Source organism: Nocardioides sp. Arc9.136 (genome assembly GCF_030506255.1).
Lineage (GTDB): Bacteria > Actinomycetota > Actinomycetes > Propionibacteriales > Nocardioidaceae > Nocardioides.
In genome coordinates this window covers 954,586-972,683 of sequence record NZ_CP113431.1, presented here as the reverse complement: position 1 = coordinate 972,683, position 18,098 = coordinate 954,586, and the positions used below count along the sequence as shown (strand labels likewise).

14 protein-coding genes and 1 tRNA gene are annotated in these 18,098 nt (G+C 73.7%); 4 read left to right on the top strand and 11 right to left on the bottom strand.

Features of this window, described 5'->3' with window-relative positions; translation table 11 throughout:
- Positions 1–11 precede the first annotated feature (11 nt).
- From mfd to OSR43_RS04545, 10 genes are all read right to left on the bottom strand, one after another.
- Positions 12–3,578 carry a transcription-repair coupling factor gene (mfd, locus tag OSR43_RS04590; RefSeq protein WP_302269879.1) on the bottom strand — a complete coding sequence of 1,189 codons (3,567 nt, stop codon included), beginning with the start codon at positions 3,576–3,578 and terminating at the stop codon, positions 12–14.
- A 96-nt stretch (positions 3,579–3,674) separates the two neighbouring features.
- Positions 3,675–4,238: a hypothetical protein gene (locus OSR43_RS04585; RefSeq protein WP_302269878.1), complete on the bottom strand. Its 564-nt coding sequence runs from the start codon at positions 4,236–4,238 to the stop codon at positions 3,675–3,677.
- Between the two features lie 24 nt (positions 4,239–4,262).
- Positions 4,263–5,042: a 3'(2'),5'-bisphosphate nucleotidase CysQ gene (locus OSR43_RS04580; RefSeq protein WP_302269877.1), complete on the bottom strand. Its 780-nt coding sequence runs from the start codon at positions 5,040–5,042 to the stop codon at positions 4,263–4,265.
- Positions 5,043–5,071: 29 nt separating this feature from the next.
- Entirely contained in the window at positions 5,072–5,695 is a 624-nt protein-coding gene (locus tag OSR43_RS04575) for an HAD family hydrolase (RefSeq protein WP_302269876.1), read from the bottom strand.
- Complete coding sequence (pth, locus tag OSR43_RS04570; RefSeq protein ID WP_302269875.1) at positions 5,695–6,294, bottom strand: aminoacyl-tRNA hydrolase; 600 nt, start codon at positions 6,292–6,294, stop codon at positions 5,695–5,697. Before pth ends, OSR43_RS04575 begins: the two co-directional genes overlap by 1 nt.
- 78 nt (positions 6,295–6,372) lie before the next feature.
- Positions 6,373–7,062, bottom strand: coding sequence for a 50S ribosomal protein L25/general stress protein Ctc (locus tag OSR43_RS04565; protein WP_302269873.1), 690 nt, complete (start codon positions 7,060–7,062; stop codon positions 6,373–6,375).
- Positions 7,063–7,311: 249 nt separating this feature from the next.
- On the bottom strand, positions 7,312–8,292 hold the full coding sequence (locus tag OSR43_RS04560; RefSeq protein WP_302269872.1) for a ribose-phosphate diphosphokinase: 981 nt from the start codon (positions 8,290–8,292) through the stop codon (positions 7,312–7,314).
- Between the two features lie 34 nt (positions 8,293–8,326).
- The gene (glmU, locus tag OSR43_RS04555) at positions 8,327–9,850 is read right to left on the bottom strand and encodes a bifunctional UDP-N-acetylglucosamine diphosphorylase/glucosamine-1-phosphate N-acetyltransferase GlmU (RefSeq protein WP_302269871.1); all 1,524 of its coding nucleotides are present in this window, start codon (positions 9,848–9,850) and stop codon (positions 8,327–8,329) included.
- Between the two features lies 1 nt (position 9,851).
- Positions 9,852–9,930: transfer RNA gene (locus tag OSR43_RS04550), tRNA-Gln, on the bottom strand.
- 260 nt (positions 9,931–10,190) lie between these two features.
- Complete coding sequence (locus OSR43_RS04545; protein ID WP_302269870.1) at positions 10,191–10,511, bottom strand: GIY-YIG nuclease family protein; 321 nt, start codon at positions 10,509–10,511, stop codon at positions 10,191–10,193.
- A 1,159-nt stretch (positions 10,512–11,670) separates the two neighbouring features.
- Between OSR43_RS04545 and OSR43_RS04540 the strand changes: the two genes are divergently transcribed.
- The 4 genes from OSR43_RS04540 to OSR43_RS04525 are packed head-to-tail and all read left to right on the top strand — an operon-like array spanning position 11,671 to position 16,970.
- A complete protein-coding gene (locus OSR43_RS04540) occupies positions 11,671–12,798 on the top strand; it encodes an ATP-dependent DNA ligase (RefSeq protein WP_302269869.1) in 1,128 nt (375 codons plus the stop codon).
- A gap of 5 nt (positions 12,799–12,803) precedes the next feature.
- The gene (locus OSR43_RS04535) at positions 12,804–13,340 is read left to right on the top strand and encodes a hypothetical protein (protein WP_302269868.1); all 537 of its coding nucleotides are present in this window, start codon (positions 12,804–12,806) and stop codon (positions 13,338–13,340) included.
- Between the two features lies 1 nt (position 13,341).
- The gene (locus OSR43_RS04530) at positions 13,342–14,280 is read left to right on the top strand and encodes a hypothetical protein (protein WP_302269867.1); all 939 of its coding nucleotides are present in this window, start codon (positions 13,342–13,344) and stop codon (positions 14,278–14,280) included.
- Positions 14,277–16,970, top strand: coding sequence for a stealth conserved region 3 domain-containing protein (locus OSR43_RS04525; protein ID WP_302269866.1), 2,694 nt, complete (start codon positions 14,277–14,279; stop codon positions 16,968–16,970). Before OSR43_RS04530 ends, OSR43_RS04525 begins: the two co-directional genes overlap by 4 nt.
- A 22-nt stretch (positions 16,971–16,992) precedes the next feature.
- Here OSR43_RS04525 and wecB read toward each other — a convergent pair whose 3' ends face one another.
- Positions 16,993–18,093 (bottom strand): non-hydrolyzing UDP-N-acetylglucosamine 2-epimerase, encoded by a 1,101-nt coding sequence (gene wecB, locus OSR43_RS04520; RefSeq protein ID WP_302269865.1) that lies wholly within the window; start codon positions 18,091–18,093, stop codon positions 16,993–16,995.
- Positions 18,094–18,098 lie beyond the last annotated feature (5 nt).

Below are 18,098 nucleotides of genomic sequence, written 5' to 3'. Positions count from 1 at the left end.
GACCGGGGCGGTCAGCTGGTGGTCTCCGGCGGGTCGATGATGGCGTCGATCACACCGTGGGTCCATTGAAGCAGGGCGATGCCGGCGATGGGCTTGCCGCCCACGACCGCGGTCTGCGGTCGCGGCACCAGGATCGTGTCGAGGGCCGGCTTGACGATCGACTTCGGGTACATCCGGTTGAGCCGGACCACCCGCGACTCGGGGAGGCTGACCGGCGCGAAGCGGATGTTCTTGCCCGCGGCCGTCACCTCGCCGACCCCGGCCTTGCGGGCCCGGGCCCGGAAGCGGGCCACGAGCAGCAGGGACGTGACGACCTCCGGCGGCTCGCCGTACCGGTCCACGAGCTCCTCGCGGATCTGGTCGACGTCGGCGTCGCTGCGGACCTCGGCCAGGCGCTTGTAGACCTCCAGCCGCAGCCGCTCGCTGGGGATGTAGTCGTGGGGCAGGTGGGCGTCGACGGGCAGCTCGATGCGCACCTCGTTGAGCTCCGGCTCGGCCTCGCCCTTGAACTCGGTGACCGCCTCGCCGACGAGCCGCACGTAGAGGTCGAAGCCGACGTCGGCGATGTGCCCGGACTGCTCGCCCCCGAGCAGGTTGCCGGCGCCGCGGATCTCGAGGTCCTTCATCGCGATCGCCATGCCGCCGCCGAGGTCGGAGTGCTGGGCCAGCGTCGCGAGCCGCTCGTGGGCGGTCTCGGTCAGCGGCTTCTCGGCGGGGTAGAGGAAGTAGGCGTACGCACGCTCGCGCGAGCGCCCCACCCGGCCGCGCAGCTGGTGCAGCTGGGAGAGCCCGAGGGTGTCGGAGCGCTCGATGATCATCGTGTTGGCGTTGGAGACGTCCAGGCCCGACTCCACCAGCGTCGTGCAGACCAGCACGTCGAAGCGCTTCTCCCAGAAGTCGAGCATGACCTGCTCGAGCTGCTTCTCCCCCATCTGGCCGTGGGCGGTCGCCACCCGCGCCTCGGGGACGAGCTCCTTGAGCTTGGCGGCGGCCTTCTCGATGGAGTTCACCCGGTTGTGGATGTAGAAGACCTGGCCCTCGCGCAGCAGCTCGCGGCGGATCGCGGCGATCACCTGCCGGTCCTCGTAGGCACCGACGTACGTCAGCACCGGGTGCCGCTCCTCGGGCGGGGTGGTGATCGTCGACATCTCGCGGATGCCGGTGATCGCCATCTCCAGGGTGCGCGGGATCGGCGTCGCCGACATCGAGAGCACGTCGACCGAGGTGCGGAGCCGCTTCATCTGCTCCTTGTGCTCCACGCCGAAGCGCTGCTCCTCGTCGACGATGATCAGGCCCAGGTCCTTGAACCGGATGTCGGGGTTGAGCAGCCGGTGGGTGCCGACCACGATGTCGATGCTGCCCTCGGTGACGCCGGCCATCACCTCGGCCGCCTCCTTGTCGCTCTGGAAGCGCGAGAGCGCCTTGAGCACGACCGGGAAGCCGGCCATGCGCTCGGCGAACGTCGAGAGGTGCTGGGTGACCAGCAGCGTGGTCGGCACGAGGACGGCGACCTGCTTGCCGTCCTGGACGGCCTTGAACGCCGCCCGCACCGCGATCTCGGTCTTGCCGTAGCCCACGTCGCCGCAGATGAGCCGGTCCATCGGCATGGTGCGCCGCATGTCGGACTTGACCTCGTCGACCGTGCTCAGCTGGTCGGGGGTCTCCTGGAACGGGAAGGCGTCCTCGAGCTCGCGCTGCCAGGGCGTGTCCGGGCCGAAGGCGTAGCCCTGGGTGGCCTGCCGCGCGGCGTAGAGCTTGATCAGCTCCGCCGCGATCTCCCGGACCGCCTTGCGGGCCCGGCCCTTGCGCTTGGCCCAGTCCGCGCCGCCGAGGCGGTCGAGGCTCGGCTGCTCGCCACCGACGTACCGGGTGACCTGGTCCAGCGCGTCGGCGGGGACGTAGAGCCGGTCGGCGGGGCCGCCGCGCTTGGAGGCGCCGTACTCCAGCACGAGGTACTCGCGGACCGCGCCGCCGACCTCGCGCTGCTTCATCTCCACGAACCGGCCCACGCCGTGCTGCTCGTGGACGACGAAGTCCCCGGCCTTCAGCTCGAGGGGGTCGATCTGCTTCTTGCGGCGCGCGGGCATCTTCCGCATGTCGCGCGTCGAGGACTTCTGGCCGGTGAGGTCCTCGCCGGTCAGCAGGACGGTGCGGCCGATCTCGTCGACGAACCCGTGCGCGGCGGAGGCGCAGGTGACCGTGACGACACCGGTGGCCGGCGGCTCCCCGAGGTCCTCGACCAGCCGGGCCGGCACGTCGTGCTCGCCGAGCACCTCGACCATGCGCTGCGCCGGGCCGTGGCCCGGGTGCGCGACGACGGTGCGGTAGCCCTCGGCCACCCAGGTGGCGATGTCCTTGACCGCGCGCTCGAGGTCACCGCGGTAGGCGTCGACCGGTCGCATCGGCAGCCCGCGGCTCGGGACGGCGCCGTCGATCGCGTCGACGTCGGTGACGGGGCGGGCGCCCTCGCCGTCGTCGCCGATGCCGAAGGGGCTCATCGTCCACCACGGCTTGTGCTGGTCCAGGGAGTGCTCGCGGACGTCGGAGAGCGAGCGGTACGACGCCGCGCCCAGGTCGATCGGAGCGGTCCCGCCGCTGGCCGCTGCGGCCCAGCTGGCGCCGAGGAACTCCTCGCTCGTGGCCACCAGGTCGTGGGCCCGGCTGCGCGCGCGCTCCGGGTCGAGGACGAGCACGTGGGTGTCCGGCGGCATGAGGTCGACGAGCAGCTCCATCTCGTCGACGAGCACCGGGGCGAGGGACTCCATGCCGTCGACCGCGATGCCGGCGGCGATCTTGTCGGTCAGCTCGACCAGCGTCGGGTGCCGGCGGCCCAGCTCGGCGGCCCGCTCGCGGACCTCGTCGGTGAGCAGCAGCTCGCGGCACGGCGGGGCCCAGAGCCGCTCGGCCGTGTCCAGGGTGCGCTGGTCGGCGACGGAGAACGTGCGGATCTCCTCGACGTCGTCGCCCCAGAACTCCACCCGGAGCGGGTGCTCCTCGGTGGGCGGGAAGACGTCGACGATCCCACCGCGGACGGCGAACTCGCCGCGCTTCTCGACCAGGTCGACTCGGGAGTACGCCGCGTCCGCCAGGCGACGCACGACGTCGTCGAGGGGCGCGGTGTCACCGGGGACCAGCTCGACCGGTGCGAGCTCACCGAGACCCTTGACCTGCGGCTGCAGCACGCTGCGGACCGGCGCGACCACGACCTGGAGCGGGCCGTTGGTGGCGTCGTCACCCGGGTGCACCAGCCGGCGCAGCACCGCGAGCCGCTTGCCGACGGTGTCGCTGCGGGGGCTGAGCCGCTCGTGGGGCAGCGTCTCCCAGCTCGGGTAGTAGGCGATGGTCGCCGGGTCGAGGAAGCAGCCCAGCGCGTCGACGAGGTCCTCGGCCTCGCGCGCGGTCGCGGTGACCGCGAGGACGGTGCGGCCCGCGCGGACCAGGCCGGTCACGACGAAGGGGCGCAGCGCCTCGGGACCGGTGAGGTCCAGGGCACGCACGGCGCCGCCCCGCGCGTCCTCGACGGCGGCGGAGAGGGTCGGGTCGGCGAGGACGGCGTCGGCCAGGCCGGTGAGGCTCACGGTGCTCCTGTGGGGGTGTCTCAGCAGTGCTGTGCAGCACGAACGCCCCGGGTCGGGACGACACGGGGGCAGTACCCCATCCTACGGACGCCCCGGCTACCGCTCGTCGCCGAAGGCCGCCTCGCGCAGCAGGGCCAGCTCCGGCCGGTCGCGGTAGTAGGCGCGGCCGTCGGCACCGACCTCCTCGAGCCAGTCCGCGCGGGCGGCCAGGTGCGCGACGTAGGCCCCGCGCTGCTCGCGCAGGCCGCGGTGGACGGCGAGGACGTCGGCCCCGCGGCAGGTGGCGAGCGCCTCGCGCACCGCGGGGACGGCCTCCCGGGCCTGCTCGGCGACCAGGTCGTAGAAGCCGTCCTGGCTGCTGCCGGCCGGTACCGAGAGCAGCGCCGGCTGCACGTAGGCCCGGATCATCGCCATCGAGCGGTCGGTGCGTCCCGTGGCCGCGACCGCCTGCTCGCGGCACGCGGCGACCGCCTGCTCCTCCTGTCCCCGGAGGCCGTGGTCGACGGCCCAGGCGCCGGCGAGGACGAGCGCGCCCGCCCCGAGCAGCGCCCAGGTACGCCGCCGCACCGGCGCGCGGCCGGGCTGGTCGAGGACCTCCGGCTGGGGCTGGCCGTGCTGGTCGGGCGGGTCGGGCGGGTCGTGCGGGTCGGGCGGGGCCACCCGTCCAGTGTGCGCCGGGGTCGGTCAGCCGACGCCGTTGCGCTTGACGAAGTCCACGATCTGCTCGGCCAGCTCGGGGCGGCACACGATGAGGTCGGGGAGGTAGACGTCCTCCTGGTTGTACTCCAGCGGCGTCCCGTCGACCCGGCTGGTGAACAGCCCCGCCGCGCGGGCCACCGCCACAGGCGCGGCGGAGTCCCACTCGAACTGGCCCCCGGCGTGGACGTAGGCGTCGGTGACGTCGCGCGCGACGCTGATGACCTTCACGCCCGCGGACCCCATCGCCACCAGCTCGGCGTCGAGCTCGGCGGCCAGCGCGTGCACGAACTCCGGCGGGCGGCTGCGCGAGACCGCGATCCGCGGCCGCTCGCTGGTGCGCGGCGGCACCACCGGCGGCTGGCCGGTGTTGAACGTCTCCCCGAGGGCCGGCTGCGCGACGGCGCCGGCGACGAGGTCGCCGTCCTGCCAGAGCGCGACGTGCACCGCCCAGTCCTCGCGCGGCACCTCGGAGAACTCCCGGGTGCCGTCCAGCGGGTCGACGATCCAGACCCGGGCCCGCTGCAGGCGCGCCTTGTCGTCCTTGCCCTCCTCGGAGAGCACCGCGTCGTCGGGCCGGTGCTCGGCGATCAGCCGCATCAGCAGCTCGTGCGCGGCACGGTCGCCGGCGTCCTTGAGCTCCTTGCCCTCGAGCCCCTCGCCGCGGACCTCGAGCAGCCGCTCGCCGGCCACCGTGGCCAGCCAGGTCGCCAGGACGTGGTCGTCGTGGGCAGCGGACTCGGGAGGGGAACCGGCGTCGAAGGTCACGGGCGCCACCCTAAGGCTCGGCGGGCCCGTCAGATCGGGAGGCCCTCGGCGCGCAGCCGCTCCCGCAGCGCGTCCGGTCCGTCGTCCACGGCCCACACCACGCCGCGCAGGCCGGCCGCCCGGGCCGCCTCGACGAAGCGGTCCTTGTCGTCCACGTGCAGCACCTCGGACGGCTCGAGGCCGAGCTGCTCGACGACCCGCCCGAAGAAGGCCGGGTCGTCCTTGGTGACGCCGAGCTCGCAGGAGGTGAACGTCGAGTCGAGGAGGTCGCCGTACCCCAACTCCTCGCGCATGTACGCCGTGCGCAGGTCGTGCTGGTTGGTGGCGAGGTGGACCGGCACGCCGGCCCCGCGCAGGTCGCGCACCACCTCGGCGGTGTCGGAGACGACCTCGATGTGGTGGTAGTGGTCGACCAGGTCGTCGGCCCGCTCCGGGGCGCCCCAGTGGTCGAGCACCTCGGCGACGACGTCGCGGAAGGACCGGCGGCCGGTCATCGCGGCCTGCTCGGCCTCGAAGAGGTGCTCGCTGAACTTCTCCCCCGACCCCGCGGGGACCAGCGCCTGCAGCGTCTCGAGCCACCCGGGCGGGTTGACCTGCAGCACGCCGTCGGCGTCGAGGAGGACGGCCCGGACGGCGGGGCGACCCGCGGGCATCAGGAGTTAAACTTCTGCTGGGTCCGCTCGAGGCCCTCGAGCACCAGGCACTCCACGGCGTCCGCGGCGGTGTCGACCTGGAACGGCAGCACCTTGCGCTCGGCGGCGGAGTAGTTCGACAGCACGAAGTCGGCGACCTCCTGCCGACCCGGCGGCCGGCCGATCCCCACGCGGACGCGGTGGAAGTCGCCCGTGCCCAGCGAGGAGCGCATCGACTTCAGTCCGTTGTGCCCGTTGTCGCCGCCGCCGAGCTTGGCGCGCATGGTGTCGAAGGGGATGTCCAGCTCGTCGTGGATCGCCACGACCCGCTCGGGCGGCACCTTGTAGAAGGTCGCGAGCGCCTTGACCGGGCCGCCGACCTCGTTCATGTACGACCGCGGCCGGGCCAGCACCACCCGGGCCTGGTCGGAGCCGGGTGCGCCGAACCGGCCCTCGACGACGTCGGCGCGGCCCGACTTGTGGGCTCGGAACCCCGAGCCCATCCGGCGGGCGAGCTCGTCGGCCACCATGTAGCCGATGTTGTGCCGGTGACCGGAGTAGGAAGGGCCGGGATTCCCGAGGCCGACGACGAGCCACACGGGGGTAGCGGTGTCGGTCACGGGTTCCCGGCCCTTCCTGGATCCGAGCAGGTGCACGCCGTACGACGTGCCCCGCTCGGGGTTGTCTTGCTCGGAGCCTTACTCGGAGTCGGCGGCCTGCGCGTCGCCCGCGGCGTCCGCCTCGGCACCGGCCTCGGCGGCCTCGCCCTCGGACGCGTCGGACTCCTCGCGCTCGATGCCGGCCTCGGCCTCGGCGTCGGCCAGCTCGGCCTCGAGGGCCTCGGCGGAGACCTGCTCGGTGATGTTCACGACCAGGGTCTCGCCGTCGACCAGGAGGGTCGAGCCGGAGGGCAGCTCCAGCTGCGAGGCGAGGATCTGGGTGCCGGCGGGCAGGCCCTCGACCGAGACCTCGATGGACTCGGGGATGTGGGTGGCCTCGGCCTCGAGAGAGACGGTGGCGTTCTCGGTGACGACGAGCGTCTCGCGGGCGGCCTCGCCGGTGACGAGCACGGGGACGTCGACGGTGACCTTCTCGCCGCGGACGACCGCGACGAAGTCGACGTGCTCGAGGTGACGCTTGATCGGGTCGATCTGGACCTGCTTGGTCAGCGCGAGCTGGGTGTCGCCGTCGATGTCGAGCTCGAGGAGCGCGTTCGCGCCGCCGTGCTTGAGCGCGAGCATCGTGGCGTGGCCCGGCAGGGTCACGTGGATCGGGTCGTTGCCGTGGCCGTAGATGACGGCCGGCACCTTGTTCTCGCGGCGGATGCGGCGGGCGGCGCCCTTGCCGAACTCGGTCCGCTTCTCGGCGGTGATCTTCTCGGTGGCCATCGTGGCTTCTCCTCGTGCGTGCTGGCTGGAACGGTTGCGTCGGGGGCCTCGGCTCGACGGCGCGGCACACCCGGAGGCACAGCCAGCCCTGTCGATCACGGAGCGGGTCCACAGCCGGTGCGGCCGGACACTCCCTCGCCGAGGCAACCGCAGCAGTCTAGGCGCGGGCGCCCCGCGGGGCCAATCGGGGTGCGGTCCGGGGTGCGGTCCGGGGCAGCCGGTACCCGTGCTCGACGGACGTCGGGAGGGTCAGGCGTGGCCGTCGAACATCGAGGTGACCGAGCCGTCCTCGAAGACCTCGCGGATGGCGCGGGCGACCAGCGGCGCGATCGACAGGATCGTCAGCTTGTCGAACTCCCGCTCCGGGGCGATCGGCAGGGTGTTGGTGACGATCACCTCGACCGCCGGGCTGTTCTTGAGCCGGTCGACGGCGGGGTCGGAGAGGATGGCGTGGGTGGCGGCGATGATCACGCCGGCCGCGCCGTCGGCCATCAGCGCCTCGGCGGCCTTCACGATGGTGCCGCCGGTGTCGATCATGTCGTCGGTCAGCACGCACATCTTCCCGGCGACCTCACCGACGACGCGGTTCGCGACGGTCTCGTTGGGGCGGTCGGTGCGGCGCGTCTTGTGGATGAAGGCCAGCGGCACGCCGCCGAGCTTGGCCGACCAGCGCTCCGCGACCTTGATCCGGCCGGCGTCCGGGGAGACGACGCACAGCTGCTCGTGGCCGTACTTCTCCTTGACGTGCTCGGTCAGGATCGGCAGCGCCATCAGGTGGTCGACCGGGCCGTCGAAGTAGCCCTGGATCTGGTCGGCGTGGAGGTCGACCGAGATCAGGCGGTCCGCGCCGGCGGTCTTGAACAGGTCGGCCATCAGGCGCGCGGAGATGGGCTCGCGGCCGCGGTGCTTCTTGTCCTGACGGGCGTAGCCGTAGAACGGCATGACCACGGTGATCCGCTTGGCGCTCGCCCGCTTCAGGGCGTCGACCATGATCAGGTGCTCCATGATCCACTCGTTGATCGGAGCGGTGTGGCTCTGCAGCACGAAGGCGTCGCAGCCGCGGACCGACTCCTCGTAGCGGACGTAGATCTCGGAGTTCGCGAACTCGTAGGCCGACGTCGGCACGAGGTCGGTGCCGAGGATCCCGGCCACCTCCTCGGCGAGCTCGGGGTGTGCCCGACCACTGAAGACCATCAGGTTCTTCTCGGTGGTCTTCTTCATTCCGGTCATCGTGGGGCTCCCTGGTCGCCGGAGGTGGGTGCGATCAGGATTCTGCCCCCGTCGAGGGGGTCTCCCCAACCCGAGTCCCGTCGCCCTGAGATGTTTTGTGAGCCGTGTCTCCCACGGGGGTGCCCACCGGGCTCCCCGTCGATGCCCCGGCCGCCTCCGCGGCGGCCGCCTGGGCGGTGCCGGGGCGCCGCTGGAGCGTCCACCCCTCGAGGTTGCGCTGGGGACCGGCGCTGACCGCGAGCGCGCCGGCCGGCACGTCGCGGCGTACGACGGCCCCGGCGCCGGTGCCCGCGCCGTCGCCGACGGTGACCGGCGCGACGAAGGTGTTGTTCGAGCCGGTGCGCGCCTGGCGCCCGATGGTCGTGCGGTGCTTGGCGACCCCGTCGTAGTTGGCGAAGATCGTGCCCGCGCCGATGTTGGTGCCCTCGCCGACCTCGGCGTCGCCGACGTAGGAGAGGTGCGGCACCTTCGCGCCCGCGGCGAGGTCGGCGTTCTTGGTCTCCACGAACGTGCCGATCTTGCCGCCCTCCCCCAGCTTCGTGCCGGGGCGCAGGTAGGCGAACGGGCCGACGTTCGCGCCGTCCCCGACGACGGCCAGCTGGCCGTGGGTCCGGACGACCCGGGCGCCGACGCCGACCTCGCAGTCCTCCAGCGTGGTGTCCGGCCCGACGACCGCGTCCTCCCCGACGACCGTCGTGCCGAGGAGCTGGGTGCCGGGCAGGATCGTGACGTCCTGGGCCAGCACCACGTCGGACTCGATCCACGTCGTCGCGGGGTCCATCACCGTCACGCCGGCCCGCATCCAGCGCGTGACGATCCGTCGGTTCATCTCCCGACCGAGCTCGGCGAGCTGGGCGCGGTCGTTGGCGCCCTCGGTCTGCAGCACGTCCGCGAGCGGGTGCGCCCCGACCGTGAGCCCGGCGTCGCGCGCCAGCTGCACGGTGTCGGTCAGGTAGTACTCGCCCTTGACGTTGTCGTTGCCGATCCGCGGCAGGGCCTCGGCGAGGAACGCGCCGTCGAAGGCGAGGATCCCGGAGTTGATCTCGTAGATGTCCCGCTGCGCGGGGGTCGCGTCCTTCTCCTCCACGATCGCCAGCACGTCGCCGTCGGCGTCGCGGACCACCCGGCCGTAGCCGAAGGGCTCCTGCAGGATCCCGCTGAGGATGCTCACGGCCCGCTCGGCCGCCTCGTGCTCGGCCACGAAGGCGCGCAGCGACTCCCCCTCCAGCAGCGGGGTGTCGCCGTACGCCACCAGGACGGTGCCCGACGTGCTGCCCGCGGCCTCCATGGCGATCCGGACGGCGTGCCCCGTGCCGAGCTGCTCCTCCTGGACGGCGAGCACGACGTCGGGGAGGTGCTCCTGGACGTGCGGGGCGACCTGCTCGCGCTGGTGACCGACGACGGCCACGACGCGCTCCGGCTCGACGGCGGCCACCGCCCTCAGCACGTGGCCGACCATGCTACGTCCGCACACCGGGTGAAGCACCTTGGGGGTCTTCGACCGCATCCGGGTACCGCCACCGGCCGCGAGCACGATGACCGTCAGGTTGTTCGTCATGCTCCCCGGGTAGGAGTCGAACCTACGTCGCTAGTCCTGATTCAAAGTCAGGCGGGCCCTGCCGGCAGACCAACCGGGGAACGTCCCCCGTGGAGGACCGGCCCAGCCTAGATGAGCGCCAGCCGGTCGAGCAGCGAGCGCCGCGCACTGTTGGTCGAGCAGCGAGCGCCGCGCACTGCTGGTCGAGCAGCGAGCGCCGCGCACTGCTGGTCGAGCAGCGAGCGCCAGCGAGCGCCGTCCACCGCTGGTCGAGCAGCGAGCGCCAGCGAGCGCCGTCCACCGCTGGTCGAGCAGCGAGCGCCAGCGAGCGTCGTCGAGACCCCCGCACCGACGCACGACCTCAGCCACCCGCACCGGCTCCGGAGACCGGTGGCGGCCGGCGCCGCCCACGGGCCAGCGCCGGCAGGTCGTCCACCCGTCCGTCGATCAAGGCCTGGCGCTTCGCCCTGCTCCACCCCTGCACCTGCTTCTCGAACGCGTACGCGTCGTCGATCCGGCCGAGCTCCGCGCACCAGGCGAGCCGGACCGGCCGTCGGCGTCGCGGGCGGGTGTACACCGCGCCGAGCCCCAGGTCGTGCTCGCTCAGCCGGCGCTCCATGTCGGTGGTGCTGCCGACGTAGAAGCTGCCGTCCGCGCACTCGAGGATGTAGGTCCAGGGCATGGGCGCCTCCTGCCCGGTGGCCCCGAGTGCCACGCACGGCGGTCGGCGAGCTGTGGACGACGCGGCCTCACCGCCCACCGCTGGTCGAGCAGCGAGCGCCGTGCACTGCTGGTCGAGCAGCGAGCGCCGTCCGCTGCTGGTCGAGCAGCGAGCGCCGTCCGCTGCTGGTCGAGCAGCGAGCGCCAGCGAGCGTCGTCGAGACCCCCGCAACCCACCCACCACCGCCACCACCATCGACCGACCACCACCAGACCGCAGGCACCTCACCGGGTCTCGACGACGCTCGGCGCTGGCGCGCCTCCCTGCTCGACCAACGAGTAGCCCAGCGAGCGTCGTCCGCTGCTGGTCGAGCAGCGAGCGCCAGCGAGCGTCGTCCGCTGCTGGTCGAGCAGCGAGCGCCAGCGAGCGTCGTCGAGACCCCCGCAACCCACCCACGGCCGTCACCACCATCAACCGACCACCACCAGACCGCAGGCACCTCACCGGGTCTCGACGACGCTCGGCGCTGGCGCGCCTCCCTGCTCGACCAACGAGTAGCCCACCGAGCGTCGTCCGCTGCTGGTCGAGCAGCGAGCGCCAGCGAGCGTCGTCGAGACCCCCGCAACCCACCCACGGCCGTCACCACCACCGACCGACCGCGACCAGACCGCGGGCACCTCACCGGGTCTCGACGACGCTCGGCGCTGGCGCGCCTCCCTGCTCGACCAACAGGGACCGCAGGCACCTCACCAGGTCTCGACGACGCTCGGCGCTGGCGCGCCTCCCTGCTCGACCAACAGACCGCAGGCACCTCACCGGGTCTCGACGACGCTCGGCGCTGGCGCGCCTCCCTGCTCGACCAACAGGGACCCCAGGCACCTCACCAGGTCTCGACGACGCTCGGCGCTGGCGCGCCTCCCTGCTCGACCAACGAGTAGCCCAGCGAGCGTCGTCCGCTGCTGGTCGAGCAGCGAGCGCCAGCGAGCGTCGTCGAGACCCCCGCAACCCACCCACCACCGCCACCACCATCAACCGGCCACCACCAGACCGCAGGCACCCCACCGGGTCTCGACGACGCTCGGCGCTGGCGCGCCTCCCTGCTCGACCAGCGGGAAGCGCTGGCGCGCCTCGCTGCCCGACCAGCGCCATGACGTCCCTGGTCCTCGCTAGGTTCGGGAGCGTGGACCTGCCCGTGATGCCGCCCGTCCAGCCGATGCTCGCCAAGTCGGTCGCCGGGGTGCCCGACCCGGCCAAGCACGGGGGCGGGCTGCTCTACGAGCCGAAGTGGGACGGGTTCCGCTGCCTCGTGTTCCGCGACGGCGACGAGGTGGAGCTGACCAGCCGCAACACCAAGCCGCTGACCCGGTACTTCCCCGAGGTGGTCGAGGCGGTCAAGGAGCAGCTCCCCGAGCGGTGCGTGCTCGACGGCGAGCTGTTCGTCGCGGTGGGCGACCGGCTGGAGTTCGAGGTCCTGCAGGAGCGGATCCACCCAGCGAAGTCGCGCGTCACGATGCTGAGCGAGACCACCCCGGCCGGCTTCGTGGCGTTCGACCTGCTGGCCCTGGGTGACGCGTCGTACCTCGACCGCCCCTTCTCCGAGCGGCGGGCGGCGCTGGAGGAGGCCCTCGGACACCTCGTCGGCGGCCGGGGCCCGTGCCACCTCACCCGCGCCACGACCGACCCCACCGAGGCGGAGAGCTGGTTCACGCGGTTCGAGGGCGCAGGGCTCGACGGCGTGGTCGCCAAGCCGCTCGACGCGGCGTACGTCCAGAACGGGCGCACCATGCTCAAGGTCAAGCACGAGCGCACCGCCGACGTCGTCGTCGCCGGCTACCGCGAGCACAAGACGAGCACGCCGGAGCGGCCGCTGCTCGGCAGCCTGCTGCTGGGGCTGTACGACGCCGACGGCTCGCTCCAGCACATCGGCGTGAGCGCCAGCTTCACCGAGAAGCGGCGCGCCGAGCTGCTCCAGGAGCTGCAGCCGCTCGTGTGTCCGCCCGAGGAGCACCCGTGGGGCGCCTGGAGCGAGATGGCCGTCGCCAACCCCGATCGGGTCCCGGGCACGCAGAGCCGGTGGAGCGTCGGCAAGGACCTCTCGTTCACGCCGCTGCGCCCCGACCTGGTGCTGGAGGTCAAGTACGACCACATGGAGGGCCGACGGTTCCGCCACACCGCCCACTTCAAGCGGTGGCGGCCCGACCGCGACCCCACCTCCTGCGGCTACGACCAGCTCGAGGAGCCGGTCCGCTACGACCTCGCCGAGGTGCTCAGCGCCGCCCCCGCCGACGACCCGACCGGACTAGGGTGACCGCCATGCCCGACTACGACGTCGTCCTGCTCGTCGAGCAGGCGCTCACGCCCGCCGACGCCGCCCAGGTCCGCTCCCTGCACGAGGGCATCGAGGAGCCGGTGACCTACCACGTGCTGCTGCCGATGGAGGACGCCGCGGCCCGCGTGGAGGCCGCGATGGGGTCGCTCTCGGGGGGCGAGCTGCTCGCCTCGCCGGCGATGGCGATGTCGGAGGTCGACCTCGACGCGGTCCGCCAGGACTGCCAGGACCGCTCACGCGCCGACCTGGCCGCCACCCTCGAGGCACTGCACGGCGCCGGCGCCACCGCCGTGGGCGAGGTCGTCACCGACCCGCCGATCCACGCGCTCGCCGAGAAGGTGCGCGCCGTCGACGGTCGCGAGGCGATCATCCTCACCCGCCCCCACGTGGTGGCGGAGTTCTTCCACGTCGACTGGACCTCCCAGGCGCGCCGCAAGATCGGCGTGCCGGTGCTGCACCTGCTCGAGCACGAGAACTTCGACGAGCAGGCAGGCGGCCCCGAAGGCATCTCGGGCGCCTGACGTGCGACTCCACCTCCGCCGGTCGACCGAGGCCGGTCCCGCCGACGAGCACGCCCCCGACCTGACCCTCGAGCGACCGCCCCGGCCCACCCCGCCGCACGGCCGCCCGACCGCGGCGTACGCCGCCGTCCTCGACGGCGAGCACCTGTGGCTGGCCGTCGACGCCGCGCCCGGCACGCTCGCCCTGCGCGACACCGGTTCCGGCGAGGTCGTGGCCCTGGTCGGCGACCACGAGGACACGCCGACCTACCGCTCGGTCCGCGCCGACCTGCTCGCGCTGCCCGGCACCGGCCCCGCGACGTACGACGCCGTGCTGGTCGGCTCCGGCGGCCGCGCGCCCCGGGCGGTCTGGACCCCGCCGCTCACGGAGGTGGGACCGGCGGTCGGGCCCGACGGCGGGCCGACGGCGGTGCCGACGACCCGCGACGGCTCGGCCCGGTTCGGCCTCGAGCGGGCCGAGGACGGCACCCTGCGGCTGCACCGACGACCGGTCGAGCGGCCGCTCCCCCGGCTCGTGTCGGTGACCAGCACCGGCGACGCCGTCGAGCTGCACGTGGGCGGCGTGGCCGGCGGCGAGCTCCACCTGCGGGCGGGCGGGCGGGACGGGGACGTCGTGGCGACGGTGTCGGTCCTGGAGGGTCGGGCGCGGATCGCCCGCGACGACGTGCCGCTCGACCGCGGCCGGCGGCTCGACATCACCGTCGCAGCCGCGGGGGCCGCGCGCCCCCTCGCCCGCGACGTCAACGACCTGCGCCAGCCCGGGCCGGCGACGCTGCTGCCGCTCCTGCTCGACGAGGCAGACCGGCCGCTGTGGCGTCTGGTGTGGTTCCCGGACGCGACGCTCGGGGTGCGGGTCCCGCCCCGCGACGACCACCCCGACGACCAGCAGGACGACCACCAGGACGACCACCAGGACGACCAGCAGGAGGAGCGCTCGTGAGGATCGCCTGGCTGGTCACCGACCTCGACGGGATGACCGGGCCGACCCGGTCCGCCATCACGCAGGCCAACGCGCTCGCGCCCGACCACGACGTCCGGCTGGTCAGCGTCACCCGCACGGCCGACCGGCCCTGGTACGAGGTCGACGACCGGGTCACGGTGCAGTACCTCGCCGACGTCCGCGAGGACCGCGACCCGGCGCGAGCGGCCGTCGCGGGCCTCGCCCCGCAGGCTGCCACGGCTCTCGCGGACCGCGGGTCGGCGCTGGTGCCGGCGCGGTGGGACGCGCAGTTCTCCGCGCTGACCGACGTGGCGATGGGGGCGGCGCTGCCGGCCCTCGACGTCGACGTGGTGGTCACCGTGACCCCGGCCCTCCTGGCCTCGGCCGTCCAGCTGCTGCCCGACCACGTCACGGTGGTCCACCAGGAGCACCGCTCCTCCTCCGACCGCGCCTCGGGACTCGAGCCGCTGCTGGCCCACGCCCCGCAGGCCGACGTCGTGGCCCTCCTGACGCCGTCGGCCGAGACCTGGCTGCGCGAGCGCCTCGGCGAGGTCGCCCCCGAGACGGTCGTCGTGCCCGACCCGCTCCCGATCGGGTTCGTCCCCCGCTCCCGGCTGGACCGCAGGACGATCGTCGCCGCGGGCCGGCTCGTCCCGGAGAAGCAGTTCACCAAGCTCGTCGCCGCCTTCGGCCTGGTCGCCGACCGGATGCCGGGCTGGCGGCTGCGGATCTGCGGCGAGGGCCCGCAGCGCAACGAGATCCTGCGCCAGGTCCGCAAGGACGGCCTGTGGGACCGCGTCGAGCTGCCCGGCGCCGTCCCCGACATGCGCGGCGAGTGGGCCAAGGCGAGCATCTCCGCGGTCACCTCCCGCGCCGAGGGGCTCCCGCTGGTCGCCCAGGAGGCGATGGCCGCGGGTGTCCCGGTGGCCAGCTTCGACTGCGGCTCCGGTCCCCGCGAGCTCATCGAGCACGAGGTGTCCGGGCTCCTCGTCGGCCCGGAGTCCGTGGCCGGCATGGCCGCTGCCCTGCTCCGGCTCGCGTCCGACGACGAGCTGCGCCACCGGCTCGGCGCGGGGGCGCACCGCGCCGCCCGGCAGTACGACGCGCACGCGCTCGCCGAGCGCTGGCTCGGGGTCTTCGCCGACGCGCGGGCCCGCCGGGCGGGGCGGGGACGGCTCGAGGCCCGCGCCCTCGCCAAGCCCCCGCGGCGTCGCCGCTCCGCCGACCCCGTGACCGCCCCGGGGGTGACGCCCCTCGAGGCGCGCCGCACCGCGCTGCGGCTGGCGGTCGACGCCGCCCGCGCCGCCAGCGACGCGTGGTTCGTGGTCCCGCCGGACGGGCCCACCCCGCCGGTCGTCGCGGTCCCGATGTCGGCCCGCCGGTCCGTCCTGGACCACCTGGCGGCCGCCGACGTCCCGGCGTACCTCTCCCTGCGCGACCCCGCCCAGCACGGCTGGCACGAGCGCCGCGCACCGGTCGCCGAGCTGGCCCGTGACCTGCGCCGCGGGATGACCACCCAGGTCTCGCTCGAGCCGTGGCCCGAGGACCCCGCCACCGGACGCCCCGGCCTGCTCGCGCACGGCGGCACCGTCGACCTCCAGTTCTGGGAGTCGACGGTCGACGGCGACCTGGTCGCGCCGCGCCGCAACCGCTGGGTCCAGCGCGTGCCGCCCGGCACCGTGCTCGTCGACCACGACGTCGACGGCGTCACCGTCCGCACGCTGCCCCTGATGGCCGAGCCGACGTTCGACCAGTGCCGCTTCCCGGTCGACGTCGTCTACACCTGGGTCGACGGGAACGACCCGGAGTGGAACGACGCCCGTGCCGCGAGGCTGTCGCAGGTCACCGGCACGGCGACCACCCGCGAGGCCAGCGGCCGCGCGCGGTTCGTCCACCGCGACGAGCTGCGGCACTCGATGCGCAGCGTGCACCTGTTCGCGCCCTGGGTGCGCCACATCTACCTCGTCACCGCCGGCCAGCGGCCCGCGTGGCTCGGCGACCACCCGCAGGTCACCGTGGTCGACCACCGGGAGATCCTCCCGGCGGACGCGCTGCCGACGTTCAGCTCGCACGCGATCGAGACCGCGCTGCACCGCATCCCGGGGCTCAGCGAGCAGTGGGTCTACCTCAACGACGACGTGTTCCTCGGTCGTCCGGTGCGCCCCGAGCAGCTGTTCACCCCCGCCGGGCAGAACGCGGTCTTCCTCTCCACCACGACCGTCGGACCCGACGACGACCCCGGCGCGCCGGCGTACCTCCGCGCCGCCTGGAACAACCGCCGGGTGCTGCGGGAGGCCTTCGGCGCGACCACGACCAGCACCCTGGCCCACACCCCGCACCCGCACCGGGTGTCGGTCCTGGAGGAGATCACCGAACGGTTCCCCGAGGAGCTGGCCCGCACCGCCCGCTCGCCGTTCCGCTCCGAGACCGACGTGTCGGTGCTGAGCTCGCTGGCCCAGCACTACGGCCTCGCGACCGGCAGCGCGTACCTCGGCTCCGCCGAGCACTCCTTCGTCAACGTGAGCAACAGCGACGTGGCCTGGCAGCTGCAGCGGCTGCTCGACCGGCAGCAGGACTTCTTCTGCCTCGGCGACCACCACGACCACGCCGCGACGGCCACGCGGCTCGACCGGCTGCTGCGCGAGTTCTACGCGGCGTACTACCCGGTCGCGGCTCCCTGGGAGCGCTGAGCCCGCGACCGGCGAGCGTCGGTCAGCCCGACCGGGACGCGAGGTAGGCGGTCACGACGTCGGCGATCCGCTCGCCCGCGTGGCCGTCCCACAGCGGCGGCACCGGCCACTGCTCGGGCCGCCCGGCGGCGAGGGCGGCGGCGACGGCGGTGGCCAGGCCGGTCGCCTCGACGAGCCGGTTGGTCCCCTGGGTGATCGTCACCGGGCGCTCGGTGTTGGGCCGCACCGTCAGGCACGGCACCCCGAGCACGGTGGTCTCCTCCTGGATCCCACCGGAGTCGGTGACGACCAGGGCGCTGCCGTCGACCAGGCTGAGGAACTCCAGGTACGGCAGCGGGTCGACCGCGTGCACCGCGGGGTGCTCGAACAGCCCGGCGCGGGTGAGGCTGGGCCGGCTGCGGGGGTGGACCGGCAGCACGACCGGCACCTGGTCGGCCGTCGCGTGCAGGCCCTTGACGAGCTCGACCAGGGCGTCGTCGTGGTCGACGTTCGCCGGCCGGTGCAGGGTCGCCACGGCGTACGACGCGGGCAGGTCCGGCAGGCCGGCCAGGCGGTGCGGACCGAGCTCGGCGCGGTGGCTGAGCAGGGTGTCGATCATCGGGTTGCCCACGAGGTGGACCGCGTCGGGGTCCACGCCCTCGCGGGCCAGGTGCGCCACGGCGTCGACGCTCGTGGCGAGCAGCAGGTCGCTGAGGCGGTCGGTGACCAGCCGGTTGACCTCCTCCGGCATCGTCCGGTCGAAGCTGCGCAGGCCCGCCTCGACGTGGGCCAGCGGGATGCCCATCTTGCTGGTGACCATGGCCGCGGCGACCGTCGAGTTGACGTCCCCGTAGACCATGACGAGCGCCGGCCGCTCCGCGGTCCACAGCTCCTCCAGGCGCGCCATCACCGTGCCGACCTGGACCGCGTGCGTGCCGGAGCCGACCCCCAGGTTGAGGTCGGGACGCGGCAGGTCGAGCTGCTCGAAGAAGACCGTCGACATGTTGTCGTCGTAGTGCTGCCCGGTGTGCACGAGCCGCTGGCGGTGACCGTGCCGCGCCATCGCGCGGAGGACGGGAGCCGCCTTCGGGAAGTTCGGCCGGGCACCGGTCACGTGCCAGATCTCGGCGGGGGGGACGGGCATGCGAG

Bases quoted from the DNA above. Each gene is read 5' to 3' on its own strand.
- OSR43_RS04575 (WP_302269876.1), bottom strand. From the start codon at position 5,695: ATGCCCGCGGGTCGCCCCGCCGTCCGGGCCGTCCTCCTCGACGCCGAC.
- OSR43_RS04565 (WP_302269873.1), bottom strand. From the start codon at position 7,062: ATGGCCACCGAGAAGATCACCGCCGAGAAGCGGACCGAGTTCGGCAAG.
- OSR43_RS04560 (WP_302269872.1), bottom strand. From the start codon at position 8,292: ATGACCGGAATGAAGAAGACCACCGAGAAGAACCTGATGGTCTTCAGT.
- glmU (WP_302269871.1), bottom strand. From the start codon at position 9,850: ATGACGAACAACCTGACGGTCATCGTGCTCGCGGCCGGTGGCGGTACC.
- OSR43_RS04545 (WP_302269870.1), bottom strand. From the start codon at position 10,511: ATGCCCTGGACCTACATCCTCGAGTGCGCGGACGGCAGCTTCTACGTC.
- OSR43_RS04535 (WP_302269868.1), top strand. From the start codon at position 12,804: ATGCCCGACTACGACGTCGTCCTGCTCGTCGAGCAGGCGCTCACGCCC.
- wecB (WP_302269865.1), bottom strand. From the start codon at position 18,093: ATGCCCGTCCCCCCCGCCGAGATCTGGCACGTGACCGGTGCCCGGCCG.